A 25,289-nucleotide genomic window follows, 5' to 3' on the forward strand; every position below is an offset into this window, starting at 1 on the left:
GGGCGCGCAACCGCGCCCCGCCCGAGATCGTCGCGTCGCGGATCAGTTGATCCAGCCGCGCTCGCGGTAATATTTCTCGGCACCCGAATGCAGCGGCGCCGACAGGCCGTCCTTGATCATCTCGGCTTCGGTCAGGTTGGCAAAGGCCGGGTGCAGCTTCTTGAAGTCTTCGAAATTGTCGAACACCGCCTTGACCAGCGCATAGACCGCGTCCTCGGACACATCGGCCGAAGTCACCAGCGTGGCGCCGACACCAAAGGTGGTGGTGTCACCGTCATTGCCGCGATACATGCCGCCGGGGATGGTGGCCTTGCGGTAGAAGCTGTTGTCGGCGACCAGCTTGTCGATGGCCTCGCCATCCACGTTCACCAGCACGGAATCACAGGCGGTGGTGGCCTCCTGGATCGAGCCCGACGGGTGGCCGACGGTATAGATCATCGCGTCGATCTGGTTGTCGCACAGCGCGGCCGACTGTTCCGCCGCCTTCAGCTCGCTGGCCAGGGCGAAATCGCCGGTGGTCCAGCCCTTGGCCTCGAGCACAACGTCCATGGTGCCGCGCTGACCCGACCCGGGGTTGCCGATGTTCACCCGCTTGCCCTTGAGATCGTCAAAGCTTGTGATGCCGGCATCGGCGCGGGCAACCACGGTAAAGGGCTCGGGGTGGATCGAGAAGACGGCGCGCAGGTTTTCGAACTTGCCGGCCTCTTCGAATTTCGAGGTGCCGTTATAGGCGTGATACTGCCAGTCCGACTGGGCCACGCCGAATTCCAGCTCGCCCTCGCGGATGGTGTTGATGTTGTAGACCGAACCGCCGGTGGATTCGACCGAACAGCGCACGCCATGTTCCTTGCGCCCCTTGTTCACCAGACGGCAGACGGCGCCACCGGTCGGGTAATAGACGCCGGTCACACCACCGGTGCCGATGGTGATGAACTCTTCGGCCATCGCCGCCGGCGCCAAAAAGGCCGCGGTGACCAACGCGCCCAGACCAAGCTTGCTGTTCCGATTCATATTGAAACTCCCGTTAGATTTTTGAGCGGACACAGGTGCCCAGCTAAAGACTCGGGGCGCCTCTGTCGCTTGTCTCCCCTAGGTCGTAATCCACATGACTACAAGACCGGCAGGGTACGGATGGGGGCACGTTCCCGATGGGCCAAGGGTTCCATCCGGGTTCCGGACTTGTCAACCCGCTGGCGAGAAACGGTGGTGAAAATCGCCATATCTGATCCAAACCGCAGGATTTTCCCCTAAACGCTGCATTGACCCGATCACGTCAAGGCGCGCCGGAACACGCGGTCGCCGTCAGCGGTCACTCCCTGTGGCAGCCAGCCGTTGCGGCGATAGAACCGCTCGGCCCGGGTCCCTGCCTCGGTGGTCAGCCAGGCCTCGCTCCAGCCGGCCAGGCGCAGGTCGGCGCAGGCGCGCGCCAGCAGCGCCCGGCCACATCCCGCGCCCTCATGCCCTGGGGCCACGAACAGCGCCCAGATACTGCCGTCTCGCGGATCAGAGGCGGCAAACCCTGCCACCTCTCCGCCGATCTCACACAGCCAGAGGGTCGAAAGCGTCAGGAATTCCTGATAGTCTGCACGCCCCACCCGGGCCGGGTCCGAAAGCCGGTTTTCACGCACCCCCGCGCGGATCGCCATCAGCGCGTCGATATCCTCCTGTCTGGCGCGCCTGATCCGCATCCTCGATCACCCCCTGGTTCTGGCGGCCCGTGCCCCGAGCACGGGCGTGCCCGTATTGCCGATGGCGCGCAGGCCAGTTTGCTCCTTTGCCCTGCCGACACGCGACCCCTTCATCCTTATCCCCATCCTCTCGGTTGGGTGACGGAAAACATATGTTTTCCGTCCCGTTTTCTTTGCAAGAAAACGGCGCCCTTCAGATCGGCAGGCTCAGCGAAACCTTGGTCCGCTCCATCGAAACCGAGGTGCGGAACCGGCGCACATTGGAATTCTCAAAGAACAACCGGTGGGTCAGCGCCTCGAAATCCTGCATGTCACGGGCAGTACAGATCAGGATGAAATCTGCCTCGCCAGTGACGTAATAGCATTGCTGCACCTGCGGTTCGGCCTTGGCCCGCTTGCGGAACAGATCAAGCTGCTGCAGCGTTTCCCGGTCCAGTTCGACCATCACCACAAAGGTCATCTTCCATTCGAACCCCGCCGGGTCGAGCACCGCGATTTCCTTCTCGATCAGACCATCCGCGCGCAGCCGCTTGAGCCGCCGCTGCACCGAGGGCACCGACAGCGCGCAACGATGGGCCAATTCCTCAAGGCCGAGCCGGCAATCCTCTTGCAGGCTTCTCAGGATGGTCAGGTCGGCATCGTCCAGAGTTTGGGGCATGGCAATCCGGCTTTCGGCTAGGCGTGCGGCAATGGGAAGACCGGCTATCACGAATCCCCGCCGGTTCCCATTCCCCGTGCACCGCTACAAGGTCGTGGTCATCCGGTATCCGGCATGAAACAGCAGCCGCGCATAGGTCACTGGCCGCTCTCCCAGCCAGGTCACCCGCTCGACAGTGAAATGGGCGTCGGTCTCGTTGCCGCCCAGAAATTCTGCCGTTTCACGATTGCCCCGGCAGGCCGAGAAGCTGAGCCGGATATCGGTAAAGGGCACCTCGCTGACCAGCCATTCATTGGGACCGGTCTGCGAAAAATCCTTCTTGGCCGCCTGCGGTACCGTGGCCAGGTTGATCCAGCGCTGTTCCAGTTGAAAGGGCCGCTCATCGGCGTAATGCATGCAGACCAGATGCAAGACCCGGTCCCCCGCGCCAAGGCCCAGCTGCGCGGCAAGCCATTTGGGCGTCGCCTCCTCGGAGCGGCTGACCAGCGCATAGCGATAGCTGGCGCCCAGGGCCTCGATCTCTTCGCGCACCACCGGGATCGAAAACCGCGCCTGCCGGGCCGGGGCCAGCTTGACCCGGGTGCCGGCCTTGCGCTTGCGCTCCAGGATGCCTTCCTCGGCCAGTTCGCGCATCGCCCGATTGACCGTCGCGCGCGCGCAACCGTATTCCTGCGCCAGCGCCACCTCGCCCGGCAGCATCGCTCCCGGGGGCCAGGTGTTGTCCCGGATCGCGGCCAGCACCCGGGCCTTGATATCCTGATAGCTGACCCGCGTATCCTCGCCCATATCGCTGCCCTTATAAATCTGCGCAATTTCCAATTTATGTATACAAATCGAGGCACCGGCTGAACAGGCAAATCGGCGCATGACACCCGTCGGAACCGAAGCTGTACCCTCCTTTTTTATGACTGGACATAAAAAACTTTTACTCATACATTTTAGAGAGAAGAGTCTGCCAGGTCCCGACATGACACTTGCCCTGTTTCACAACCTCACCCTTGCCAGCATGACAGACGGGCCCACGCCCTATGGGCTGATGCCAAAGGGCGCATTGGTCGCCGAGGCCGGTCAGGTTCTCTGGTCCGGCCCTCAGGCCGAGCTGCCCGCGGCATTTGCCGCCGTGCCCGCACATGACCTGGGCCGGCGTCTGGTGACGCCTGCGCTGATCGACTGCCACACCCATGTCGTGCATGGCGGCAACCGCGCGAACGAGTTCGAGATGCGGCTGAACGGCGCCAGCTATGAGGAGGTCGCGCGCGCGGGCGGCGGCATCGTCTCGACCGTCAGCGCCACACGCACCGCCACCGAGGCCGAGCTGCTGGCCAGCGCCCTGCCCCGGGTCGATGCGATGATCGCCGAGGGCGTGGCGGTGATCGAGGTGAAATCCGGCTATGGGCTGGATATCGAGACCGAGCTGCGCATGCTGCGCGCCGCCCGCGCCATTGGCCAGCACCGTGACGTAACCATCCGCACCAGTTTTCTGGGCGCCCATGCGGTGCCGGCGGACTTTGCCGGACGGGCGGATGCCTATATCGACACCGTGGCGATCCCCGCCCTGCGCACCGCCCATGCCGAGGGGCTGGTGGATGCGGTCGACGGGTTCTGCGAGGGCATCGCCTTTCAGCCCGAACAGATCGCCCGGGTCTTCGACGTAGCCCGCGACCTTGGCTTGCCGATGAAACTGCATGCCGAACAGCTGTCCAATCTGGGGGGCACAAAACTCGCCGCCTCTTACGGCGCGCTCTCGGCCGATCACATCGAATATCTCGACGAGGACGGCGTCGCCGCCATGGCCCGGGCCGGGATGACGGCGGTAATCCTGCCGGGCGCGTTCTACACGCTGCGAGAAACGCAGAAGCCGCCCGTTGCACTGTTGCGCAAACATCGCGTTCCGATGGCGGTCTCGACCGATGCCAACCCCGGTTCCTCGCCGATGACCTCGCTGCTGTTGGCGATGAACATGGCCTGCACCCTGTTCCGCCTGACACCCGAAGAGGCGCTGGCCGGCACCACCCGCAATGCCGCGCGCGCCCTGGGAATGGCCGACCGGGGCACGCTGGCCCCGGGTCAGCGCGCCGATCTGGCGGTCTGGGACGTGGCCCACCCGGCGGAACTCGCCTATCGCATCGGGTTCAACCCGCTTTACAAACGCATCATCGGAGGCACCCTGTGACCGCCCTCACCCTCACCCCCGGCTCCGCCACTCTGGAGCATCTGGCGCGGATCTATTTCGACGAAAGCCCGGTGCGGCTTGACCCGGCCTGCCGCCCGGCGGTCGAGGCGGCGGCGGCGCGCATCCGCGCGGCGGCGGCGGGCGATGTGCCGGTCTATGGCGTCAACACGGGCTTTGGCAAGCTGGCCAGCCTCAAGGTCGCGCCGCAGGACACCGCCACCCTGCAACGCAACCTGATCCTGTCCCATTGCTGCGGCGTCGGCGCCCCGATCCCGCGCCGCATGGCCCGGCTGATGATGGTGCTTAAACTGCTGTCGCTGGGGCGTGGCGCCTCGGGCGTGCGCTGGGAGCTGATCACGTTGCTTCAGGAGATGCTGGCGCGCGATGTCACCCCGGTAATCCCGGTGCAGGGCTCAGTCGGGGCCTCGGGCGATCTGGCGCCACTGGCCCATATGACGGCGGTGATCATCGGCGCAGGCGAGGCCGAGTATCAGGGCCAGCGCCTGCCCGGCGCCGAGGCGCTGGCGCGCGCTGGCCTGACCCCGATTGCGCTGGGCCCCAAGGAGGGGCTGGCCTTTATCAACGGCACCCAGTTCTCGACCGCATTCGCGCTGGCGGGCCTGTTCGGCGCCTGGCGCGCGGCGACCTCCTCGCTGGTGACGGCGGCACTGTCGACCGATGCGATCATGGGGTCGACCGCACCCCTGCAACCCGAAATCCACGCCCTGCGCGGCCATCGCGGCCAGATCGACGCCGCCGCGCGGATGCGCGCGCTGCTTGACGGGTCCGAGATCCGCGAAAGCCACCGCGAAGGCGACACGCGGGTGCAGGATCCCTATTGCATCCGCTGCCAGCCGCAGGTGACGGGTGCTGCCATGGACGTGCTGCGCCAGGCCGCCCAGACGCTGGAGATCGAGGCCAATGCCGCCACCGACAACCCGCTGGTGCTGGCCGAGGCGGACATGATCGTCTCTGGCGGCAATTTCCATGCCGAGCCGGTGGGCTTTGCCGCCGATCTGATCGCACTGGCCCTGTCCGAGATCGGCGCCATCGCGCAACGCCGGGTGGCGCTGATGGTGGATCCGACGCTGAGTTTCGATCTGCCGCCCTTCCTGACCCCGAAGCCGGGGCTGAATTCCGGTCTGATGATCGCCGAAGTCACCACCGCCGCGCTGATGAGCGAGAACAAGCATCTGGCCAATCCCTGCGTCACCGACAGCACCCCCACCAGCGCCAATCAGGAGGATCACGTATCCATGGCCGCGCATGGGGCGGTGCGGCTGGGCCGGATGGTCGAGAACCTGCATTACATCCTGGGCGTCGAGCTGCTTTGCGCCGCGCAGGGGATCGAGTTCCGCGCGCCCTTGCAGACCAGCACCGCGCTGCAAGCTGCGGTCGCGCGGCTGCGCGCCGAGGTGCCCCGGCTGGAGGAAGACCGTTACATGGCGCCCGAGATCGAGACCGCGGCGCGGCTGGTCGGCGCCGGCGCGCTGCTCGATGTGGTGGGGATCGACATGGGCGGGCTGCGGCCATGACCCCGGTCGCGGTGATCCGGGGCGATAGCCCGGTGGTGCTGGGTATGCCCCATGGCGGTACCTTTGTGCCCGATGCGATCCACGCCCGGCTGAACCCGCGCGGTCAGGGGCTGAGCGATACCGACTGGCACATCGACCGGCTCTATGCCGATCTGCTGCCCGGCGCGAGCGTGGTGAAATCGACGGTGCACCGCTATGTGATCGACGCCAATCGCGACCCTGCTGGCGCCTCGCTCTATCCCGGCCAGAACACCACCACGCTCTGCCCCACCACCGATTTTGACGGGCATGACATCTGGCTGCCGGGTCAGGCGCCCTCGGATGACGAGATCGCAGAGCGCCGCGCCACCTATCACGCCCCCTATCACGCCGCATTGGCCGAGGCGCTGGAGCGCGCCCGCGACCGGCACGGGGTGGCGGTGCTGTATGATTGCCACTCGATCCGTTCCGACATTCCGTTCCTGTTCGCGGGCACCTTGCCGATATTCAATATCGGCACCAACAATGGCACCACCTGCGCGCCCGAAATCGCGGCGGCGACGCTTGAGACCTGCCGCGCCGCCGACCCGGATCAGACCGTTCTGAACGGCCGCTTCAAGGGCGGCTGGACCACCCGCCATTACGGGCGGCCCGAAATCGGCCAGCATGCGATCCAGATGGAGACCGCGCAGCGCGCCTATATGGACGAGGCCGCGCCCTGGACCTATCGGCCCGAACGCGCCGACCGCCTGCGCCCGGTGCTGGCCGAACTCCTGACCCAACTCAAAACACTGGCGCTGTCCGGGCGCCTGAGCAGCCCCAGAGGAGCCTGATCATGCTTGACCGCAAGAACACCCGCGACATCTATCCGCCCACCGGGCCTGAGCGGACCGCAAAGAGCTGGCAGACCGAGGCCGCCATGCGGATGCTGATGAACAACCTGCACCCGGATGTGGCCGAGAACCCGCATGAGCTGGTGGTTTATGGCGGTATCGGCCGCGCGGCCCGCACGTGGAGCGATTTCGACACCATCGTTGCCACGCTGAAAGACCTTGAGGCGGACGAGACGCTGGTGGTGCAGTCGGGCAAGCCGGTCGCGGTGGTGCGCACCCATGCCGACGCGCCCCGCGTTCTGATCGCCAACTCCAACCTGGTGCCCCATTGGGCCAATTGGGATCATTTCAACGCGCTCGATAAGAAGGGCCTGATGATGTACGGCCAGATGACGGCCGGGTCCTGGATCTATATCGGCACCCAGGGCATCGTGCAGGGCACGTACGAGACCTTTGCCGAAGCCGGGCGCCAGCACTACGGCGGCGACCTGACCGGCAAGTGGATCCTGACCGGGGGTCTGGGCGGCATGGGCGGGGCGCAGCCGCTGGCCGCCGTCTTTGCAGGCGCGTGCTGTCTGGCGGTCGAATGCAACCCCGACAGCATCGACTTCCGTCTGCGCACCAGGTACCTGGATGAAAAGGCCGAAACGCTGGACGAGGCGCTGGCCATGATCGACCGCTGGACCAAGGCGGGCGAAGCAAAATCGGTGGGCCTGCTGGGCAATGCCGCCGAGATTTTCCCCGAGATCTACGCCCGCATGCAGGCAGGCGGCCTGCGCCCCGATATCGTCACCGACCAGACCAGCGCCCATGACCCGATCAACGGCTATCTGCCGCTGGGCTGGACCATGGCGGAATGGAAGGACAAGCGCGAGAGCGATCCCAAGGCGGTGGAGAAAGCCGCCCGCGCCTCGATGAAACAACATGTGGCCGCGATGGTCGATTTCTGGAACGCGGGCGTGCCGACGCTGGATTACGGCAACAACATCCGCCAGGTGGCGCAGGATGAGGGGCTGGAAAACGCCTTTGCTTTTCCCGGCTTCGTGCCCGCCTATATTCGCCCCTTGTTCTGCAAGGGCATCGGCCCGTTCCGCTGGTGCGCGCTGTCGGGCGACCCCGAGGATATCCACAAGACCGACGCCAAGATGAAAGAGCTGTTTCCCGACAATACCCATCTGCATAACTGGCTGGACATGGCACAGGAGCGCATCGCCTTTCAGGGCCTGCCCGCGCGCATCTGCTGGATCGGGCTTGGCGACCGGCACAAGGCTGGCCTTGCCTTTAACGAGATGGTGGCCAGCGGCGAGTTGAAGGCCCCGGTGGTGATCGGGCGCGATCACCTCGACAGCGGCTCGGTCGCCTCGCCCAACCGCGAGACCGAGGCGATGCGCGACGGCTCGGACGCGGTCAGCGACTGGCCGCTGCTGAACGCGCTGGTCAACACCGCCTCAGGCGCCACCTGGGTCAGCCTGCATCACGGCGGCGGCGTCGGCATGGGCTTTTCCCAACATGCGGGCATGGTGGTTGTCGCCGACGGCACCCCCGAGGCAGCCCGCCGGCTGGAACGGGTGCTGTGGAACGATCCGGCCAGCGGCGTCTGGCGCCATGCCGATGCGGGCTATGAGACCGCGGTTGACTGCGCCCGCGCCCATGGCCTGCGCCTGCCGGGCATCCTGGGCAACTAGGGCGCGCGCGGATGACCGTTTTCGCCAACCGCCTGCTTGGCCCCAAGGGCTGGCTGTTGAATGCCCGCGTCACGATTGACGGGCTGTTTATCGCCTCGGTCGAGCCGGACAGCGCGCCGCTGCCCGGCGACGTGCGGGTCGACACCCTGCTGCCCGCGCCGGGCAACCTGCACAGCCACAGCTTTCAGCGGGCGATGGCGGGGATGACCGAGTATCGCAGCCGGGGGCGGGAAAGCTTCTGGACCTGGCGCGAGCTGATGTACCGCTTTCTCGACCGGCTCACGCCCGAGCATGTGGCCGCGATTGCCGCCCAGACCTTTGTCGAGATGCAAAAGGCGGGCTATGCGGCGGTGGGCGAGTTCCACTACCTGCACCACCGCCCCGGCGGTGGGCACTATGACGACAGGGCCGAGATGTCGGCCCGGATCGTGCAGGCGGCGGCGGAAACCGGCATCGGGCTGACCCTGTTGCCGGTCCTCTATACCCATGGCGGCGCTGACGGGCGCGCGCTGGCGGGCGGGCAGTTGCGCTTTGGCAACGACCTTGACGCCTATTGCACCCTGGTCGAGGGCGCCCGCGCCCATACCCGCACCCTGGCCGCCGATGCCCGTGTCGGCATTGCGCCGCATTCGCTGCGCGCCGTATCCGCCACCGATCTGGCCGAGGTCGCAGCACGCCACCCGGACGGGCCGGTGCATATCCACATCGCCGAACAGACCCGCGAGGTCGAGGAGATCGAGGCGGCATATGGCGCCCGCCCGGTCGACTGGCTGCTGAACAACGCGGCGGTCGGGCCGCGCTGGTGCCTGATCCACGCCACCCATATGAGCGATGCCGAAACCCGCGCCATGGCGTCCACCGGCGCCGTTGCGGGCCTGTGCCCGATCACCGAGGCCAATCTGGGCGACGGCATCTTCAACGGGGTGCCCTATCTCGAGGCGGGCGGCGCATTTGGTGTAGGTTCGGATTCCAACGTGTTGATATCCTTGACCGAGGAATTGCGGCTGCTGGAATATTCCCAGCGCCTGCGTGACCGCGAGCGCAATGTGCTGGCCGGTGCTGAGGGATCGACCGGCGCGGCGCTTTATCTGGGGGCCTTGCGCGGCGGCGCCCGTGCGCTGGATCGCCGGGCCGGAGAGATCGCCCCCGGCGCCCTGGCCGATCTGGTCGCCATCGACAGCAATGCGCCCGCGCTCTGCGCACTGGAACCGGAGCAATTGCTGGACGGGTTGATCTTTGCCGCCGGTGAACGGGTGGTAAGCGATCTCTGGTCGGCAGGCCGCCATCAGGTGCGCGCGGGCCGGCATGTGGCCGAAGAAAGCATCGCGCGCCGCTATGGCGCTGCGCTGCGCGATCTGCTGGCGCGGGTCTGAGGGCGCAAGTTCTTGATCACAGATCGCCATCTCGCGAAAAAGATTTAGCCAGAACCGGCAAAACATGATGCCACTCGCGCGCTGATCCTGCCTATCCTGCGGCAAATCCCCGAACGGAGTCGACAGGATGGATTTCGCCGCGCGGCTGACGCACCTCAGGCACGACCTGCACCGCCACCCCGAGCTTGGCCTGGCCGAGACCCGGACCAAGGCCGTGGTGGCGGCACTTCTGCGCGATCTCGGGATCGAGGTGCACGAGGGCGCGGGCGTGGTCGGGGTGCTGCGTGCGGGCACCGGCAATCGCGCCATCGGGCTGCGCGCCGACATGGATGCGCTGCCGATCACCGAGACCGCGACACATGACCATGTCTCGACCACCCCCGGCGTGATGCATGCCTGCGGCCATGACGGGCATATGACCATGTTGCTGGGCGCCGCCGAGGAGCTGGCGCGCGCCGCCGATTTCGACGGCACCGTGGTGTTCCTGTTCCAGCCCGCCGAAGAGCACGGGCTGGGCGCGCGCGCCATGATCGACGAGGGCGTGCTGGAGCGGTTTCCCATTGACGAGGTCTATGCCATCCACAACCTGCCCGGCGCCCCCCTTGGCCATGTCTCGACCCGGCCCGGCCTGATCTGCAACAGCGAGACGCTGTTCCAGATCAACATCACCGGACAGGGTGGCCATGCCTCGATGCCCCAGGCCGGGGTCGATGCGATCACCGTGGGCGCCGAGATGGTCACCGCGCTGCAAACCGTGGTGGCGCGCAAGCTGGCGCCCGCCTCGGGCGCGGTGATCTCGGTGACCGAGTTCCTGACCGATGGACAGCGCAACGTGCTGCCGGGTCATGCCACGCTCAAGGGCGATTTCCGTGCCCGCGCGCCCCAGGACCGCGCCGAAATCCAGCGCTTCATGGAGCAGATCGCGCGCGGCGTGGCGGCGGCGCATGGCGTTCGCGTCGCGGTCACCTTCGACACCCAGTTTGTCGAGACGATGAACGCACCAGAGCCGGTGCAGGCGGTTTGCCGCGCCGCCCGCGCGGCGGGGCTGGAGGCCGAGGGCAACCGGGAACCGATGAGTTTCTCCGAGGATTTCGCCCATTTCACCGCCGCCGTACCCGGCTGCTTCCTGCTGATGGGCAACGGCACCGAGGGGGCCCATGCCCAGCCGTTGCACGCCTCGGATTACGATTTCAACGACGCGCTGCTGCCGATCGGGGCCGCCTTCTGGGCGGCGCTGGTGCGGGACCGGCTGCCGCAAAGAAAGGACTGAAAATGAAAGACCTTCTGCCCGCCGCCCAACTGGGCCATGTCGCCTGCGCGCCCACCCGGGGCGATGCCGCCCACCGGGTGCTGTCCCAACAGGATTTCGACGCCGCCGAAGCCGAAATCACCCAATGGGAGGGCTATGCCCCCACCCCGCTCGTCTCGCTGCCGGCGCTGGCCGAGGCGATCGGGGTCGGCGCGATCCTGTACAAGCACGAAGGCCCGCGCTTTGGCCTGGGCAGTTTCAAGGCGCTTGGCGGCGCCTATGCGGCTCTGGGCGTGCTGCAACGCGAGATTGCCCGCCGCACCGGCGCGCAGGTCGAGCTGGCCGATATCCGCGCGGGCAAGCATCGCGACGCGGTGGCCGGGATCACGCTGGTTTCAGCGACCGACGGCAATCATGGCCGCTCGCTGGCCTGGGGCTGTCAGCGCTTTGGCGCGCCCTGCCGCATCTATATCCATGCCGAGGTCAGCGAGGGCCGCGCCCAGGCGATGCGCGATCTGGGCGCCGAGGTGATCCGCATTGACGGCGATTACGACGCCTCGGTCCGCATGGCCAAGGACGAGGCCGAGGCGCATGGCTGGTTCGTGGTCTCCGACACCTCGTGGCCGGGTTATTCCGATCCGCCACGCGACGTGATGGCGGGCTATGGCGTGATGGTGCGCGAGGTCTGCCGCGAGATGGACCGGGCGCCCACCCATGTCTTTCTTCAGGGCGGTGTCGGCGGGCTGGCCGCCGGGGTGACCGCCGCGCTGGTGCAGCATTGGGGTGAGGCGTCTCCGCGTGTCGTTGTTGTCGAACCCGACCGCGCCGCCTGTCTCTATGAAAGCGCCCGCGCCGGGGCGGCGACCGCCGTCGAGATCGCCGAAGAAACCATCATGGCAGGCCTGTCCTGCGGCGAGCCCTCGCCGCTGGCCTGGGCGATCCTGGCCGAAGAGGCCCGCGATTACCTGACCATCCCCGATACGCTGGTGGCGCCTACCGTGCGGCTGCTGGCGCATCCGCTGGGCGGCGACCCGGTCGTCGAAGCCGGCGAAAGCGCGGTGGCCGGGCTGGCCGCGCTCATCGCCGCCTGCAGCGATGCGGCGCTCAGCGACAGTCTGGGGCTGGATCGCAGCGCCCGGGTGCTGCTGATCGGCTCCGAAGGGATCACCGACCCCGAGATCTATGCCCGGATCATGGCGGGCGAGGATATGGTCTGACCCCTGTCCAAGGGGCACTCAGTGCCCCTTGGCCGCGCCCCCCTTGCCGGTGAGCATCCGCCAGAGCGGCGCGATCAGACGCGTCGCCAGCGGGATCAGGACAAAGCCAAGCGCCAGACCAAAGACCCCGTCCAGCGCCGCCTTGGTGATCCATTCCACCGCGCCGGCCCAGCTCTCGGACACCGCGTGACCGGCAGCATAGGCCAGATCGTGGATATGGTGGCCGAGCCAGCCAAAGCCCAGCACCTCCATCCCGTGGATGACGATCGAACCGCCCACCCACAGCATCGCCGCCGTGCCCACCACAGTCAGCAGATGCATGAAGCCCGGCATCCCCCGTACCAGCCCGCGCCCCAGGGCGCGGGTCACGCCCAACCGGCCGTTTTGCGCCAGGAACAGTCCAACATCGTCAGCCTTTACGATCAGCGCCACCGAGCCATAGACCGCCACGGTGATGCCGATCCCGGCCACCGCCAGCGTCGCCGCCTCCATCCAGAAGCCGCTTTCGGGAATGGCGGCAAGGATGATGGTCATGATCTCGGCCGAGAGGATGAAATCGGTCTTGATGGCACCGGCGGCCTTTTCTTCCTCCAGATGCAACGGGTCGCCCGGCTTGTCCTCCTTGAACACATGGCTGGTGTCATGCGGCACCAGCACGTGATAGACCTTTTCCGCCCCCTCGAAACACAGATAGGCCCCGCCCAGCATCAACAGCGGCGCGATCAGCCAGGGCGCGAAATTCGACAGCAGCAGCGCGGCAGGCAGCAGGATCAACAGCTTGTTGCGGATCGAGCCGCGCGCGATCTTCCAGATGATCGGCAACTCGCGCGCGGGCGCAAAACCGTGCACGTATTTCGGGGTCACCGCCGCGTCGTCGATCACGGCGCCGGCCGCCTTGACGCCCGCCTTGGCCGCCTGTGCCGCCACATCGTCGACCGAGGCCGCCGCGACCTTGGCTATTCCCGCCACATCGTCGAGAAGGGCCAGCAATCCGCTCATCCCCGCTTCCTTTCATCCTGCCCGCGTTCTGGTCAACCTACCCTAACAGCCGCGTGGCGCAAGCGTTAGCGCAACCGGGGCAAGTTTGCGCTAACACCTTCAAAATAAATCGGTTTTGCCCTTTCTGCGCGCGACAGTGCCGTCTATATGGCGGGACAAATTCACGTCTGCCGGAGTTTCACAATGACGATCAAGGTTGGTATCAACGGATTTGGCCGCATCGGTCGTTGCACCCTGTCCCATATCGCAGCCTCGGGCCGCGACGATATCGAGGTGATCAAGGTCAACGCCACCGGCCCGCTGGAGACCGCCGCCCATCTGATCAAATATGACAGCGTGCATGGCCGCTTCCCGGGCGAGGTCAGCCTCGGCGAGGGCACCATGAACCTGGGCCGGGGCGACATGCAGATGTTCTCGACCTATGACCTGAACGAGCTGGACTGGTCGGGCTGCGACGTGGTGCTGGAATGCACCGGCAAGTTCAACGATGGCGCCAAGGCCAAGGTGCATCTGGAACGCGGCGCCAAGAAGGTGCTGCTGTCCGCCCCCGGCAAGAACGTGGACAAGACCATCGTGTTCGGCGTCAACGACGACCAACTGACCGCCGCCGACACCATGATCTCGAACGGGTCCTGCACCACCAACTGCCTGGCGCCGCTGGCCAAGGTGCTGGACGAGGCATTCGGCATCGAGCACGGCATCATGACCACGATCCACGCCTATACCGGCGACCAGCCGACGCTGGACCGCCGCCACAAGGACCTGTATCGCGCCCGCGCTGCAGCGATGTCGATGATCCCCACCTCGACCGGGGCCGCCAAGGCGCTGGGTGAGGTGCTGCCGAACCTCAAGGGGCGGCTGGACGGATCGGCGATCCGGGTGCCGACGCCGAATGTCTCGGCTGTCGACCTGACCTTCCGCGCCGGGCGCGACGTGACCACGGCCGAGGTGAACGCCGCCGTTGAGGCCGCCGCCAAAGGGCCGATGAAAGGCGTGTTGGGTTACGAGCCCGCGCCGCTGGTCTCGACCGATTTCAACCACACGCCCGAAAGTTCGATCTTTGCCCCCGACCAGACCCGCGTGGTGGAAAACCGCATGGTGCGCGTGCTGGCCTGGTATGACAACGAATGGGGCTTCTCGGTGCGTATGGCCGATGTGGCAGTGGCGATGGGCCGTCTGGGCTGATTTCCGCTGACCCTCTTGAGACAAGGCGCCCGCTCAGGTTATCTGGGCGGGCGTTTCTGTCGGAGCCGGGACATCATGACAAATCAGATCTCCATTTGGCTGGGTGTCATCCTGCTGGGCACGGTCATGCTGGATTTTGCGATGTTCGGCACCGAGCATATGCTGTTTCTGGGCAAGAAACTGTTCGAGCTGCTCGAATGGCTGGCCTTCTGGCGCTAGGGCGCCGCCACGATTCGCGTGGCGGCCCGGCGGTCCCGCTGACCGGATGCCGCAATTTTGTTTCAAATCATCTGGAAAAAGCGGCAGCGCTTGGGCTGCCTAGGCCCGCCCCAGCCGCTCCTTGAGGGCATCGTTGACCCGGGGTGGCACGAATTTCGACACGTCGCCCCCCAGCCGCGCGATTTCCTTCACCAGCTTCGAGGCGATCGCCTGACGGCGGGCATCGGCCATCAGGAACACGGTCTCGACACTGTCGTCCAGCGCGCGGTTCATGCCGACCATCTGGAACTCATACTCGAAATCGGCCACCGCGCGCAGGCCGCGCACGATGATCTGGGCCCCCACGTCGCGGGCGCAGTCGATCAGCAGATTCTCGAACGGATGGGCCACGATCTCGGTCCCGGTCTCGGCGCTGAGCGCGGCGCATTCGGCCTCGATCATCGCCACCCGCTCTTCGAGCGTGAACAGCGGCCCCTTGTCGCGGTTGATCGCGACCCCGATCACCAGCTTGTCCACCAGCGCGGCGGCGCGGCGGATGATATCGACGTGACCCAGTGTGATCGGATCAAAGGTACCGGGATACAAAGCCACTCTCATCTGGGCCTCCTGCGCAACATTATTGCTGCGCAAGCAAACACAACTTTGCCGCAGGTGCAAGCTTTCCAGCCTGCGGCAAAGCGTTGTAGGGGGTCAGTGCCCCATGATCATGCCTTCGAGCGCGTCTTTCTCCATCGCCAGCTCGGCCAGCTGCGCCTTGACCACGTCGCCCAGGGTGACCAGCCCGACCAGCTTGCCCTCTTCGATCACGGGCATGTGGCGGAATCGGCCCTCGGTCATCTGGCTCAGCACGTCCTGCACCTTGGCATCGCGGCCACAGGTGATCAGATCCTTGGTCATATAGGTGCTGACCGGTTCACTCAAGCAGCCGCTGCCGCTGGCGGCCAGTTCACGCACGATGTCGCGCTCGGACAGGATGCCCTGTGCCGTCTCGCCATCGTCCGAGACCACCACGGTGCCGATACGCTTCTCCGCCAGAATCGCGGCGGCCTGCGCGACGGTGGCCGCGGCGCTGACGGTGACGACCCCGTCACTGGCCTTGGACTTGAGAATGGCCTGTACGAGCATATGCAACACCTCCGAAATATCTCTTCATATTCAAAAGCGTTGCGCCATTGCGCCGCCCTGTCAAGACATGGCGTCGGCCTCGAGCCGTGCAACCTCGTCGCGGATCCCCCGCGTCAGCGCCTCGGCAAAGCGGTTGAGCCGCTCGCTGCGCTGGTCGCCCTGATGGCGCACCAGATAGAATGAGCGGGTCAGGCTGACCTGATCGGTCAGGATACGCCGCAGATTGCCATGGAACGGCAGGGTGAAATCATGCGCCACGCAGATGCCCGAGCCATGCCCCGCCTGGCGCAGCTGGACCGAGACCGAGTTCGAGGCCAGCGCCACCCGCTCGATGCCGATATCGTTGAGGTAATCCAGCTCGCGGTCAAAAATCATGTCGGGGATATAGCCGATCATCCGGTGGCCGCGCAGATCGGCCAGTGTCTCGATCGGCGGATGACCGCGCAGATACCGGCGCGAGGCCACCATGTGCAGCTTGTAATCGGTGATCTTCTGCACCAGCAGATGCCCCGCCGTGGGGGCGCTGACGGTGACCGCCATATCCGCCTCGCGCCGCGACAGGTTGATGATGCGCGGCAGGGCAAGGATCTGGATATCAAGCTCGGGGTTCTCGTCGCTGATCTGGGCACAGACCTGGGGCAGCAGGTAATTGGCGCTGCCATCGGGGGCGCCGATACGGATCTGGCCGGTCAGCCCCTCGGTGGTGCCGGCCAGCGCCTCGGAGGCGCTGCGCATCGCCGCCTCGGCCTGTTCGCCATGCGACAGCAGCCGCTCGCCGGCGGCGGTCAGCGTGTAACCCTGTGGCGATTTGGCAAACAACGGCGTGTCATAGGCGGATTCCAGACGGGCGATGCGGCGCCCCACGGTGGCCGGATCGAGCTTCAGCTGGCGCCCTGCGCCCGACAGGCTCTCCTCGCGCGCGACCGCCAGAAACACCTTCATATCGTCCCAATGTGGTTCCATCCCCATCCCCGCTACTGCATTCTTGCAAAACGCCTTTGAAATCTTGCCTCTTTTCTCGGGATTTCTGCAAGCCTAAAGTGCCGCCAGCCAATCGGAGGAGATCCCATGCAGGAACTGACCCACTATATCAACGGCGAACATGTCAAAGGCACCTCGGGCCGCTTTGCCGATGTCTTCAACCCCGCCACCGGCGACGTGCAGGCCAAGTGCCCGCTCGCCTCGACCGAGGAAATGGCCCGCGCGGTGGAAATCGCCGCCGCAGCCCAGCCCGCCTGGGCTGCCGTCAACCCGCAGCGCCGTGCGCGGGTGATGATGAAATTCGTCGATCTGCTGAACCGCGACATGGACAAGCTGGCCGAGGCGCTGAGCCGCGAGCATGGCAAGACCCTGCCCGACGCCGCCGGCGACGTGCAGCGCGGGCTGGAAGTGGTGGAATACTGCATCGGCGCCCCGCATCTGCTGAAGGGCGAATTCACCGACAGCGCCGGCCCCGGCATCGACATGTACTCGATGCGCCAGCCGCTGGGCGTCACCGCCGGCATCACGCCATTCAACTTCCCCGCCATGATCCCGATGTGGATGTTCGCGCCCGCCATCGCCTGCGGCAACGCCTTTATCCTGAAGCCGTCCGAGCGTGATCCCTCGGTGCCGCTGATGCTGGCCGAACTGATGGAAGAGGCCGGACTGCCCAAGGGCATCCTGCAGGTCGTCAACGGTGACAAGGAAGCGGTCGACGCGATCCTGTACAATCCGGTGATCCAGTCGGTCGGCTTTGTCGGCTCGACCCCGATTGCGGAATACATCTATGGCACCGGCTGCGCCCAGGGCAAGCGCGTGCAGTGTTTCGGCGGCGCCAAGAACCACATGATCATCATGCCCGACGCCGATATGGACCAGGCCGCCGATGCGCTGGTGGGTGCCGGTTACGGTGCTGCGGGCGAACGCTGCATGGCCATTTCGGTTGCCGTGCCGGTGGGCGACGACACCGCCGACCGCCTGATCGAGAAACTGGTCCCCCGGATCGAGAAACTGAAGGTCGGCCCCTATACCGCCGGCAAGGATGTCGATTACGGCCCCGTTGTCACCGCCGCCGCCAAGGAGAACATCCTGCGTCTGGTGAACTCGGGCGTGGAACAGGGCGCCAAGCTGGTGGTCGATGGCCGCGATTTCAGCCTGCAGGGCTACGAAGACGGCTTCTTTGTCGGCCCGCATCTCTTTGACCATGTCACCCCCGACATGGACATCTACAAGAAAGAGATCTTTGGCCCGGTCCTGTCCACCGTGCGCGCCAAGACCTATGAAGAGGCCCTTGGCCTGGCCATGGACCACGAATACGGCAACGGCACCGCGATCTTTACCCGCGACGGCGACGCCGCGCGCGATTTCGCCAACCGGATCAACATCGGCATGGTCGGCGTGAACGTGCCGATCCCGGTGCCGCTGGCCTATCACACCTTTGGCGGCTGGAAGAAATCCGCCTTTGGCGACCTGAACCAGCACGGCCCCGACGCGTTCAAGTTCTATACCCGGACCAAGACCGTCACCGCCCGCTGGCCCTCGGGCATCAAGGAAGGCGGCGAATTCTCCATCCCCGTGATGGAATAATCGCCAGGAAAACAGGCGCCCCGGTCCGCAAGGTCCGGGGCGTTTTTCTTTGCAGGCCGCCTACCAGGCCAGCGTCCGCATATTGTCGCGGAACAGCCAGCTTTCGACGACCGGCCAGCTGCCCATGGTCACCCCGTCGATGTAATCCGCCTGCGTCAGCCCCGCCGCCTTGGAACAGGCTCCGCACATCAACACGGTGCCGCCATCGGCGATAAAGGCGGAGAGCATGTCCTGGATCGTCGCCCCCTGCCCGGCCATCAGCCCGTGGATATGGCTGGGCCGCTTCTTGTCGGCCAGATAGACCGCCCGCACATTCAGCCAGATCGCGGTGTCATAGCCACTCTTCAGCGCCCGCTGATGGGCAAACATGATCGCCTTGCCGGCCGCCCAGGTGTCATCGGTCGTAAGGGTGATGAAGAGACCCGGCTTGTCCTCTCCGGCCTGCGAGGGCTCAGGCGCGACCAGCGCAAGGCCGGTCAGCATCAGCGCGGCGCAAAACGCCAGAACGAAACGTTTCATGGGGGAACTCCTGTGATTGTACGCCGCCAGGCTAGAACACATTCAGATTTCGGAACTTGACCTCAATCAAACCTTCCCGCGCAGGAGGGTTGCACCCTTCCGCTCGCAGTCGATGACAAAGGCGTGACCGCGCCATTTCCGATACGTTTTGATACAGCTTTCCCCCTTTTCCCCCGCGCCGATTGCGGCAATATGCCGTGAGGCAAATCAGGCAGGAAAACCGGAGCCCATATATGTCCACCACCCGCATGACCCGCCGCGCAACCCTTCTCGGCGCCGCCGCGACACTGGCCGCGCCGGCGCTGGCACGCGCGCAGTCCACCGACGCCTTCCCGCAAGCCGAGACCGCGATCCGCGATCAGGTGCCGGTACGGCGCAACATCTCCTCTTTCTTGCAGCAGAACTGGCAGGACCATTTCGAGACTCTGGGCGTGGGCTGTCTGCTGGCCGACATCAGCAGCCGCGCGGTGCACTACTGGGGCGCCGATGGCAGCTACAAGCTCTACCCTTCCTCGGTGCCTATGACCGAGGAACTGACCCGGCGCGGCTATACCGAGGTGGTGCGCAAGACGGTCAATCCCAGCTGGACCCCCACCGCCTCGATGCGCGAGCGTGACCCGACCCTGCCGGTACGGATGGAAGGCGGCGAGGTCGGCAACCCGCTGGGCACCCGCGCCATGTATCTGACCTGGCCCGCCTATCTGGTGCATGGCACCCATGATACCCGCAAGATCGGGCGCCAAAGCTCCTCGGGCTGCATTGGCCTCTACAACCAGCATGTCGAGGAACTTTATGAACTGGTGCAGGTCGGCACCCAGGTCCGGCTGCTCTAGTTCAGCGGAAACGTCAGGCCATAGGTCAGGGTGGCATCGACCGCGTTGCCACCCCCTGGCAAAGCCTGAATGAACAGATTGCGATAGCGCATTTGCACGCCACCCAGCGGAACCATGTCGTCCACGGCGTGGTTGAACTGGTCTCCGTTGCCGGGATACCAGGCAACGCCAGCGAACAGATCGAACCCCCAATCCTGGGTCCGGTACAAGGGATACACGCCCGAGACAGCAACCGAACCGTCCCCATAGCTGTTGCGAAAAGCCCCCACGGTCAGGTCGAGACGCTGGCCTATCGCCACTTCGGTCCAGGTCAGGAACAGCCCGGGATTGACCTCTTCAAACGTCCGGGTCGCGCCGACATGATGCGAACCCAGCAGGATCGAAACCTGGTCGGGGCCGGCGGTCACATAGCTCGCCGAGAGCGCGAAAGCCATTGAAAGCATGGCTGTTTTGGCAATCTTCTGCATCGTTTGATTTCTGTCCTTTTACGGAGGTGCGCCCAAGCGGTTACTTGAGCGGTATGGTCAGACCAAAGTTCAACCGGGTGTCCGCCCCCAAGGACTCGCTAGGCACCGCACGCAAATAGGCGCTGCGATAGCGCGCCTCCAGCGCCGCGACCGGGGCCACGGCGCCAATGGAATACCGAGAGCTTTGTGCCATCTCCGCATCCCAGGCCAGCGCGCCAACAAGCGAAACCCGCAGATCGCCCGTCTCGGCGACAGGCAGGGCTGCGCTCAATGCCAATGGTCCGTTCCGGCTGCCGCTTGGCAATGCCCCCATGGTCAGATCGACCCTGTTGCCCAGAGCAGCTTCGGCCCAGATCAGTGGATCGAACCGAGCGGCGGTAGAGTGCTGACGGGCCTTGTCAGACGGGGATTGATCCGCCAGCGCCGCAGCGGACAGGCTTATGCCAGCAGAAATGACCAGGGTAAGTACCGTCGCGTGCCTCATGCCTGTCCCCTTCAACTATGGCGCGTTGAACCCCGAATTGACCGTTATGCAGTGGGTTTCAGCCCCAACTGTTCCGTTTTTTACAGGGTCGCACCGAAATTGGACAAGATTGTGGCAAAACCGGAAACAGTTCAGAGCTTGCGGATCCAGAAGGATTGCGCCCGACCCTGCCCCAGGAACGGCAGCGCCTCGACCGCATCTGGCCGGGCCCGTTGCAAGTAGTAGCCGGGCCAGAGGATGTCATAGCCGCCGGATTGGATCAGCGCATGCAGAACATATTGTTCCGCCCAGGACGGGCAGTCATAAAAGAACCGCTTGGGATATTCATAGGGCAGGAACACGTCGTGCACATGAATGACCACGCCCGGCGCCAGCGCCGGGATGATGCGGCAGAACAGATGCGCCACATCGTTGCTCATCCGTACCTGATGGCTTGAATCGATGAACAGAACATCGTCGGCCTCAAGCGCGGCAAACACTGCCGGATCGACCTCTTCCAGCCGAGCCTGTTCAAACCTGTCCACCACGCCCGCGATATCGGCGCGCGGCCAGGGGTCGATCGCGGTGATCTCTGTCTCCAGCCCGCCATCCAGCGCCGCCTGCCGCGTGATCCGGGTCGAGTTGCCACAGCCCACCTCGATCACCCGGCGCGGCTGATAGCGGCGGATCATCAGATACAGCGCCTCGGCATCGGGCGTGTCGTAATAGCCGTTGCCGCTGCGATATCCGGTCTGGTTGCGCGCCGGATCGTGCAGCGCCGCCAGCGCCTCGCCATGTTGGGCATATTCCTCGACCAGCGGTGCCAGATCGAAGGTGCGCATCCCGGGGCTGAGCGCATAGGCCGGCGCCTCCAGCCCGCCGCGCGCCTCGAAATCGGCCAGCCGGGCCTGTTCCGCCTGCGTCTCGCGCGCATCACTTAGCGCCACACCCCAGCGTGAGAGCACCGCATTGACCCGTGGAAATCTGCGTTTCTTCATCCCGCCGCCCCGCTCTGACTGTCTGTCCCGGCCCGTTCCTTACCCGTCCCGACGCGTCAGGCCAACGCCATTCCTGCTTGGCAAAGCCATCTGTTGCCTGTTCACTGGTCCAAAACCGGCAGCGGAGGGGTCATGCAAAAGGAATTCACACTCGGGATCGAAGAGGAATATCTGCTGGTCGACCGCGACAGCCTGCAACTGGCCGAGGCGCCCGAGGCGCTGATGAGCACCTGTCAGGCGGATTTCGAAGGCCAGGTCAGCCCGGAGTTCCTGCAATGCCAGATCGAGGTCGGCACCCGCCCCCATGCCACCATCGCCGCCGCGCGCGAGGATCTGAAACGGCTGCGCGCCGGTGTCTCGCAACGGGCGGCCGAACATAACCTGACCCCGATCGCGGTCTCCTGCCACCCGTTCGCCAGCTGGAAGGACCAGCACCACACCCGCAAGGAACGCTATGACGCGCTGCAACATGCGTTGGGCGGGGTGGCGCGGCGGATGCTGATCTGCGGCATGCATGTGCATATCGGGGTCGAGGACAAGGCGCTGCGCGCCGATCTGATGCCCCAGCTCAGCTATTTCCTGCCGCATATGCTGGCGCTGTCGGCTTCCTCGCCCTTCTGGAATGGCGAGGATACCGGCCTGTCTTCCTACCGGCTGACCATCTTCGACAACCTGCCGCGCACCGGCCTGCCGCCTTCGTTTTCGAGCTGGGCCGAATATGAACGCACCACCGGCATTCTGGTGGAACTGGGCGTGATCGAGGACACCACCAAGATCTGGTGGGATCTGCGCCCCTCGCACCGGTTCCCGACGCTGGAAACCCGGATCATGGATGTGCAGCCGCGGTTGGAGCACGCGCTGTCGCTCGCGGCGATGAACCAGGCGCTGATGCGGATGCTGTGCCGGATGAAGGCGCGCAACCTGCGCTGGCGCCATTACGACCGGTTCCTGGTCGGCGAGAACCGCTGGCGTGCGCAGCGCTATGGCGTAGGCGAAGGGCTGATCGACTTCGGCGACCGCTCGCTCAAGCCGATGACGGTGCTGATGGACGAGCTGATGGGGATGCTGTCGGAAGATGCCGAGGCACTCGGCACCCTGCCCGAGATCGCCCGCCTGCGCCAGATCGCCGAACACGGCAACTCGGCCACCCGCCAGCGCAGGGTCCATGCCGAGGCGCTGGCCCGGGGCGAGGATGCCGGACGCGCCGTGGTGCGCCACCTGATCGAGGAGTTCCACGCCGATCTGTAAGGGAAGGAGCCGCCCATTCGGGTTTCGAAACGGCGGCTCCGGACTTAAACCTTTGGCATCACTTCACGCTTCGACGTCGATGAAGAAGCCGGCATCGGACGCGATACTCCAACATTCTCCGGCATAGTAGTCGAATTCTGCTTCTTTGGTCCAAAAATCGATCCACGCCTGATCTTTTTGAGCTATCGTTGTCGCAGCCTTAATACCGGTACAGGCAGTTGTCCCTGTGAGATGACGTATTTCGAACTTGTTGGTCCAGATCGGGTTCCCGAAACCATCTTTCGGCAGTTCCGTGACGATGCTTGGTACAATCGTTTTAGGGTGGTATTTCACATTAGCTCGGAACCCGTCATTGTCTGCTCGTTGAGTTCCCAATCCGATCCCGGAGTCGAAACCGAAGCGCTCGAAATAGTAGAGCGCTTTGGAGGACTCGATTTCCAGGTTTGGATAGGACAGCACTGACGAGCCAAAACCGGCCTCAAGTTTGAGGCCCGCAAAGGCGAAATCCCACAGATCGGTGCCGAGTTGATCCACAACAATCGCGATGCCTGGATTGTCTCCCAGAGCCACCGCGTCTTCGCTTGGCGTATAGAGCGTCGCACTTGTTGAGGTAAACTGACCCGCAGCGGTAACCGGTACGGGGAGCGTAGCGGCGGCATGGGTAATAATCGTTGGATTATCCCGGTTGTAGAAATGGATCGAGAACCGGAGGTTTGACGGCAGCTCGCCAATTCCGTAGATCGTCAACGTCAACTCCCGCTCTGAAAATCGACGCAGGTTGTTCTTTCCATAAAACACCTGACGAATTCCCGAGTAATCGTTACCGGTTTGCCCGGTGGACTTTACCCGCATCGCGTATTTGGGCTTGAACGATTGGTTGTTGCTCAGGAGATGATCAACATCTTCGCGGGTTGCCGTAAGAGTGTCGCCGGAACACCACAGCTGCCACCGCTCGGCAACAGGTGTGCCGTTGGCGGTCACATCAGTGAAACTGTCGCCGCGCGCCCAAAGGTCAAATGTGGGGTTATCGAGCAGGTTCTCCCTTGTTGTCAGGACATTCGAAGGGATTTGCGTTCTTGAAAGGAAGTAAAGTTGCCCGACACAGGGCGAGTAGACGTCGTTATTGATCTCATAGATGCTCTCTCCCGCCCGCAGATGGGCAACGATACTGTCCGTTGTGTCGACATGGAACATCATGCCCACGGCGCGGGTGGGCAGACGGGCGGCAACCCTCGGCACTTTGTTTGCAAAGATACCCTTGTTGGCAAACAGATCCTGCGCATTTTGCGTATAGCTCAGCATCGCCTGCTCACGCGGTATGTCGTATTTAACCCAGTTTTCCCGCCCGAAAGTATACAGGGTGATTTCATCTCCGAAGGAGACCAGATGCGGAGGCGACCCGACGCTTTTGTTCGGAGCATAACCTTCGTTGAGTATTCCGCTATCTCTCGGCATGGTCAGGGCCGTCGTTCCCACACTGGTCATGTCGGTCGATGTGGCGGCCAGATAGTTCGGATATCCCGATCCCCTTATATAGAGAACATAATCATCTGACTGGGGAACCCGCGCGATCGTCAGCTCTGATGCGACAAAATCCGTGGCCACCTGCCCCTGGTCGTTGATAAACTGTGTGGTCGCCATGTCGAAGACCGTATGTGTGCTCCATGTCGCCCCCTTGTCCGCGGTGGTAAAGGCAAAGGCCGAGCCGCCATGATAGGTATAGAAAACCGCGCCGTTGTCATCATGCCCACCGGCATTTGCATCGTAGCGGTGCGTGATCCCGAACAGAAAATGGCTGCTGTTCGTGGAAATGTCAGGGGTTTGCTGAAGCCAGGATGCTCCATGATCATCTGAATAAATCAGCTTCAGGCTGCGTTGGTTCGACGCGTTCTCGGTGTTCACGATCACCATCAGGCGGCCGTTCAGGTAGATGCCGCTGGTGGCCAGAATCTTGAGGTTCTGATCGCCCGGAAAAATCGTTCGCCGACCTTGCCAGCTGCAACCGCTATCGTCGGAGAACTCTGCCGTCACACTCATCCCGAAACTCGGTTGATGCGATCGCGCCTCCGAAAAAACGCGCCATAGCCGCTCTTCGCTGGGATCATAGAGCAAGGGCCCCGGATGAACATCAATCGTTACCGGATCATATGATTTGACAATCGATCCTTGCAGCGGGTGGAAACGGGGTTCGGTATCAGCATGTAGAACAGACATGAATGACCTCTGAAAGCATAATATTTAGGTTGACTTGGACAAGTATTTTTATCGCTTAGGT

At 64.4% G+C, this 25,289-nt stretch carries 25 protein-coding genes; 12 read left to right on the forward strand and 13 right to left on the reverse strand.

Annotated features, from left to right (window positions below):
- Window positions 1-42: 42 nt before the first annotated feature.
- The 4 genes from SPO_RS11085 to SPO_RS11100 form a co-directional block, all read right to left on the reverse strand.
- Entirely contained in the window at window positions 43-1,011 is a 969-nt protein-coding gene (locus SPO_RS11085) for a TAXI family TRAP transporter solute-binding subunit (RefSeq protein WP_044028310.1), read from the reverse strand.
- A 257-nt stretch (window positions 1,012-1,268) separates the two neighbouring features.
- On the reverse strand, window positions 1,269-1,688 hold the full coding sequence (locus tag SPO_RS11090; protein ID WP_011047909.1) for a GNAT family N-acetyltransferase: 420 nt from the start codon (window positions 1,686-1,688) through the stop codon (window positions 1,269-1,271).
- 193 nt (window positions 1,689-1,881) lie between these two features.
- Complete coding sequence (locus tag SPO_RS11095) at window positions 1,882-2,346, reverse strand: Lrp/AsnC family transcriptional regulator (protein ID WP_011047910.1); 465 nt, start codon at window positions 2,344-2,346, stop codon at window positions 1,882-1,884.
- Window positions 2,347-2,430: 84 nt separating this feature from the next.
- On the reverse strand, window positions 2,431-3,132 hold the full coding sequence (locus tag SPO_RS11100) for a UTRA domain-containing protein (protein WP_011047911.1): 702 nt from the start codon (window positions 3,130-3,132) through the stop codon (window positions 2,431-2,433).
- Window positions 3,133-3,313: 181 nt separating this feature from the next.
- On the opposite strand from SPO_RS11100, the gene hutI reads away from it, so the two are divergent.
- From hutI to SPO_RS11135, 7 genes are all read left to right on the forward strand, one after another.
- Complete coding sequence (hutI, locus tag SPO_RS11105) at window positions 3,314-4,519, forward strand: imidazolonepropionase (protein WP_044028313.1); 1,206 nt, start codon at window positions 3,314-3,316, stop codon at window positions 4,517-4,519.
- Window positions 4,516-6,054, forward strand: a complete 1,539-nt coding sequence (gene hutH, locus SPO_RS11110; protein WP_011047913.1) for a histidine ammonia-lyase — start codon at window positions 4,516-4,518, stop codon at window positions 6,052-6,054. Before hutI ends, hutH begins: the two co-directional genes overlap by 4 nt.
- On the forward strand, window positions 6,051-6,866 hold the full coding sequence (hutG, locus tag SPO_RS11115; protein ID WP_011047914.1) for an N-formylglutamate deformylase: 816 nt from the start codon (window positions 6,051-6,053) through the stop codon (window positions 6,864-6,866). Before hutH ends, hutG begins: the two co-directional genes overlap by 4 nt.
- A gap of 2 nt (window positions 6,867-6,868) precedes the next feature.
- The gene (gene hutU / locus SPO_RS11120) at window positions 6,869-8,551 is read left to right on the forward strand and encodes a urocanate hydratase (protein WP_011047915.1); all 1,683 of its coding nucleotides are present in this window, start codon (window positions 6,869-6,871) and stop codon (window positions 8,549-8,551) included.
- Window positions 8,552-8,562: 11 nt separating this feature from the next.
- Window positions 8,563-9,924 carry a formimidoylglutamate deiminase gene (locus SPO_RS11125; RefSeq protein WP_011047916.1) on the forward strand — a complete coding sequence of 454 codons (1,362 nt, stop codon included), beginning with the start codon at window positions 8,563-8,565 and terminating at the stop codon, window positions 9,922-9,924.
- A 127-nt stretch (window positions 9,925-10,051) separates the two neighbouring features.
- On the forward strand, window positions 10,052-11,194 hold the full coding sequence (locus SPO_RS11130; protein WP_011047917.1) for an amidohydrolase: 1,143 nt from the start codon (window positions 10,052-10,054) through the stop codon (window positions 11,192-11,194).
- Between the two features lie 2 nt (window positions 11,195-11,196).
- Window positions 11,197-12,390 carry a diaminopropionate ammonia-lyase gene (locus SPO_RS11135; protein ID WP_011047918.1) on the forward strand — a complete coding sequence of 398 codons (1,194 nt, stop codon included), beginning with the start codon at window positions 11,197-11,199 and terminating at the stop codon, window positions 12,388-12,390.
- Between the two features lie 18 nt (window positions 12,391-12,408).
- On the opposite strand, the gene SPO_RS11140 is transcribed toward SPO_RS11135, so the two are convergent.
- On the reverse strand, window positions 12,409-13,389 hold the full coding sequence (locus tag SPO_RS11140; protein WP_011047919.1) for a DUF808 domain-containing protein: 981 nt from the start codon (window positions 13,387-13,389) through the stop codon (window positions 12,409-12,411).
- A gap of 183 nt (window positions 13,390-13,572) precedes the next feature.
- Here SPO_RS11140 and gap point away from each other — a divergent pair, with 183 nt between their 5' ends.
- Entirely contained in the window at window positions 13,573-14,574 is a 1,002-nt protein-coding gene (gene gap / locus SPO_RS11145; RefSeq protein WP_011047920.1) for a type I glyceraldehyde-3-phosphate dehydrogenase, read from the forward strand.
- A 75-nt stretch (window positions 14,575-14,649) separates the two neighbouring features.
- The gene (locus tag SPO_RS23205; RefSeq protein ID WP_044028316.1) at window positions 14,650-14,793 is read left to right on the forward strand and encodes a hypothetical protein; all 144 of its coding nucleotides are present in this window, start codon (window positions 14,650-14,652) and stop codon (window positions 14,791-14,793) included.
- A gap of 99 nt (window positions 14,794-14,892) precedes the next feature.
- Here SPO_RS23205 and coaD read toward each other — a convergent pair whose 3' ends face one another.
- The 3 genes from coaD to SPO_RS11165 form a co-directional block, all read right to left on the reverse strand.
- On the reverse strand, window positions 14,893-15,390 hold the full coding sequence (gene coaD, locus SPO_RS11155; protein ID WP_011047922.1) for a pantetheine-phosphate adenylyltransferase: 498 nt from the start codon (window positions 15,388-15,390) through the stop codon (window positions 14,893-14,895).
- A gap of 93 nt (window positions 15,391-15,483) precedes the next feature.
- Window positions 15,484-15,918 carry a CBS domain-containing protein gene (locus SPO_RS11160; RefSeq protein ID WP_011047923.1) on the reverse strand — a complete coding sequence of 145 codons (435 nt, stop codon included), beginning with the start codon at window positions 15,916-15,918 and terminating at the stop codon, window positions 15,484-15,486.
- 60 nt (window positions 15,919-15,978) lie between these two features.
- Window positions 15,979-16,881: a LysR family transcriptional regulator gene (locus SPO_RS11165; RefSeq protein ID WP_011047924.1), complete on the reverse strand. Its 903-nt coding sequence runs from the start codon at window positions 16,879-16,881 to the stop codon at window positions 15,979-15,981.
- A 105-nt stretch (window positions 16,882-16,986) separates the two neighbouring features.
- On the opposite strand from SPO_RS11165, the gene SPO_RS11170 reads away from it, so the two are divergent.
- A complete protein-coding gene (locus SPO_RS11170; RefSeq protein ID WP_011047925.1) occupies window positions 16,987-18,486 on the forward strand; it encodes a CoA-acylating methylmalonate-semialdehyde dehydrogenase in 1,500 nt (499 codons plus the stop codon).
- A 60-nt stretch (window positions 18,487-18,546) separates the two neighbouring features.
- On the opposite strand, the gene SPO_RS11175 is transcribed toward SPO_RS11170, so the two are convergent.
- The gene (locus SPO_RS11175; RefSeq protein WP_051420352.1) at window positions 18,547-19,005 is read right to left on the reverse strand and encodes a DsrE family protein; all 459 of its coding nucleotides are present in this window, start codon (window positions 19,003-19,005) and stop codon (window positions 18,547-18,549) included.
- 233 nt (window positions 19,006-19,238) lie between these two features.
- Here SPO_RS11175 and SPO_RS11180 point away from each other — a divergent pair, with 233 nt between their 5' ends.
- Entirely contained in the window at window positions 19,239-19,838 is a 600-nt protein-coding gene (locus SPO_RS11180; RefSeq protein WP_044028318.1) for a L,D-transpeptidase, read from the forward strand.
- On the opposite strand, the gene SPO_RS11185 is transcribed toward SPO_RS11180, so the two are convergent.
- From SPO_RS11185 to SPO_RS11195, 3 genes are all read right to left on the reverse strand, one after another.
- Entirely contained in the window at window positions 19,835-20,305 is a 471-nt protein-coding gene (locus tag SPO_RS11185) for a hypothetical protein (RefSeq protein ID WP_011047928.1), read from the reverse strand. The two genes, SPO_RS11180 and SPO_RS11185, sit on opposite strands and share 4 nt — an antisense overlap.
- Before the next feature lie 40 nt (window positions 20,306-20,345).
- A complete protein-coding gene (locus SPO_RS11190; RefSeq protein ID WP_044028319.1) occupies window positions 20,346-20,789 on the reverse strand; it encodes a hypothetical protein in 444 nt (147 codons plus the stop codon).
- Window positions 20,790-20,920: 131 nt separating this feature from the next.
- Window positions 20,921-21,766: a class I SAM-dependent methyltransferase gene (locus SPO_RS11195; RefSeq protein ID WP_011047930.1), complete on the reverse strand. Its 846-nt coding sequence runs from the start codon at window positions 21,764-21,766 to the stop codon at window positions 20,921-20,923.
- A gap of 132 nt (window positions 21,767-21,898) precedes the next feature.
- On the opposite strand from SPO_RS11195, the gene SPO_RS11200 reads away from it, so the two are divergent.
- Entirely contained in the window at window positions 21,899-23,014 is a 1,116-nt protein-coding gene (locus SPO_RS11200; protein WP_044028320.1) for a carboxylate-amine ligase, read from the forward strand.
- 63 nt (window positions 23,015-23,077) lie between these two features.
- Here SPO_RS11200 and SPO_RS11205 read toward each other — a convergent pair whose 3' ends face one another.
- Window positions 23,078-25,228, reverse strand: a complete 2,151-nt coding sequence (locus tag SPO_RS11205) for a sialidase family protein (protein WP_011047932.1) — start codon at window positions 25,226-25,228, stop codon at window positions 23,078-23,080.
- Between the last annotated feature and the right edge of the window lie 61 nt (window positions 25,229-25,289).

The organism is Ruegeria pomeroyi DSS-3, from assembly GCF_000011965.2.
Classification (GTDB): Bacteria; Pseudomonadota; Alphaproteobacteria; order Rhodobacterales; family Rhodobacteraceae; genus Ruegeria_B; species Ruegeria_B pomeroyi.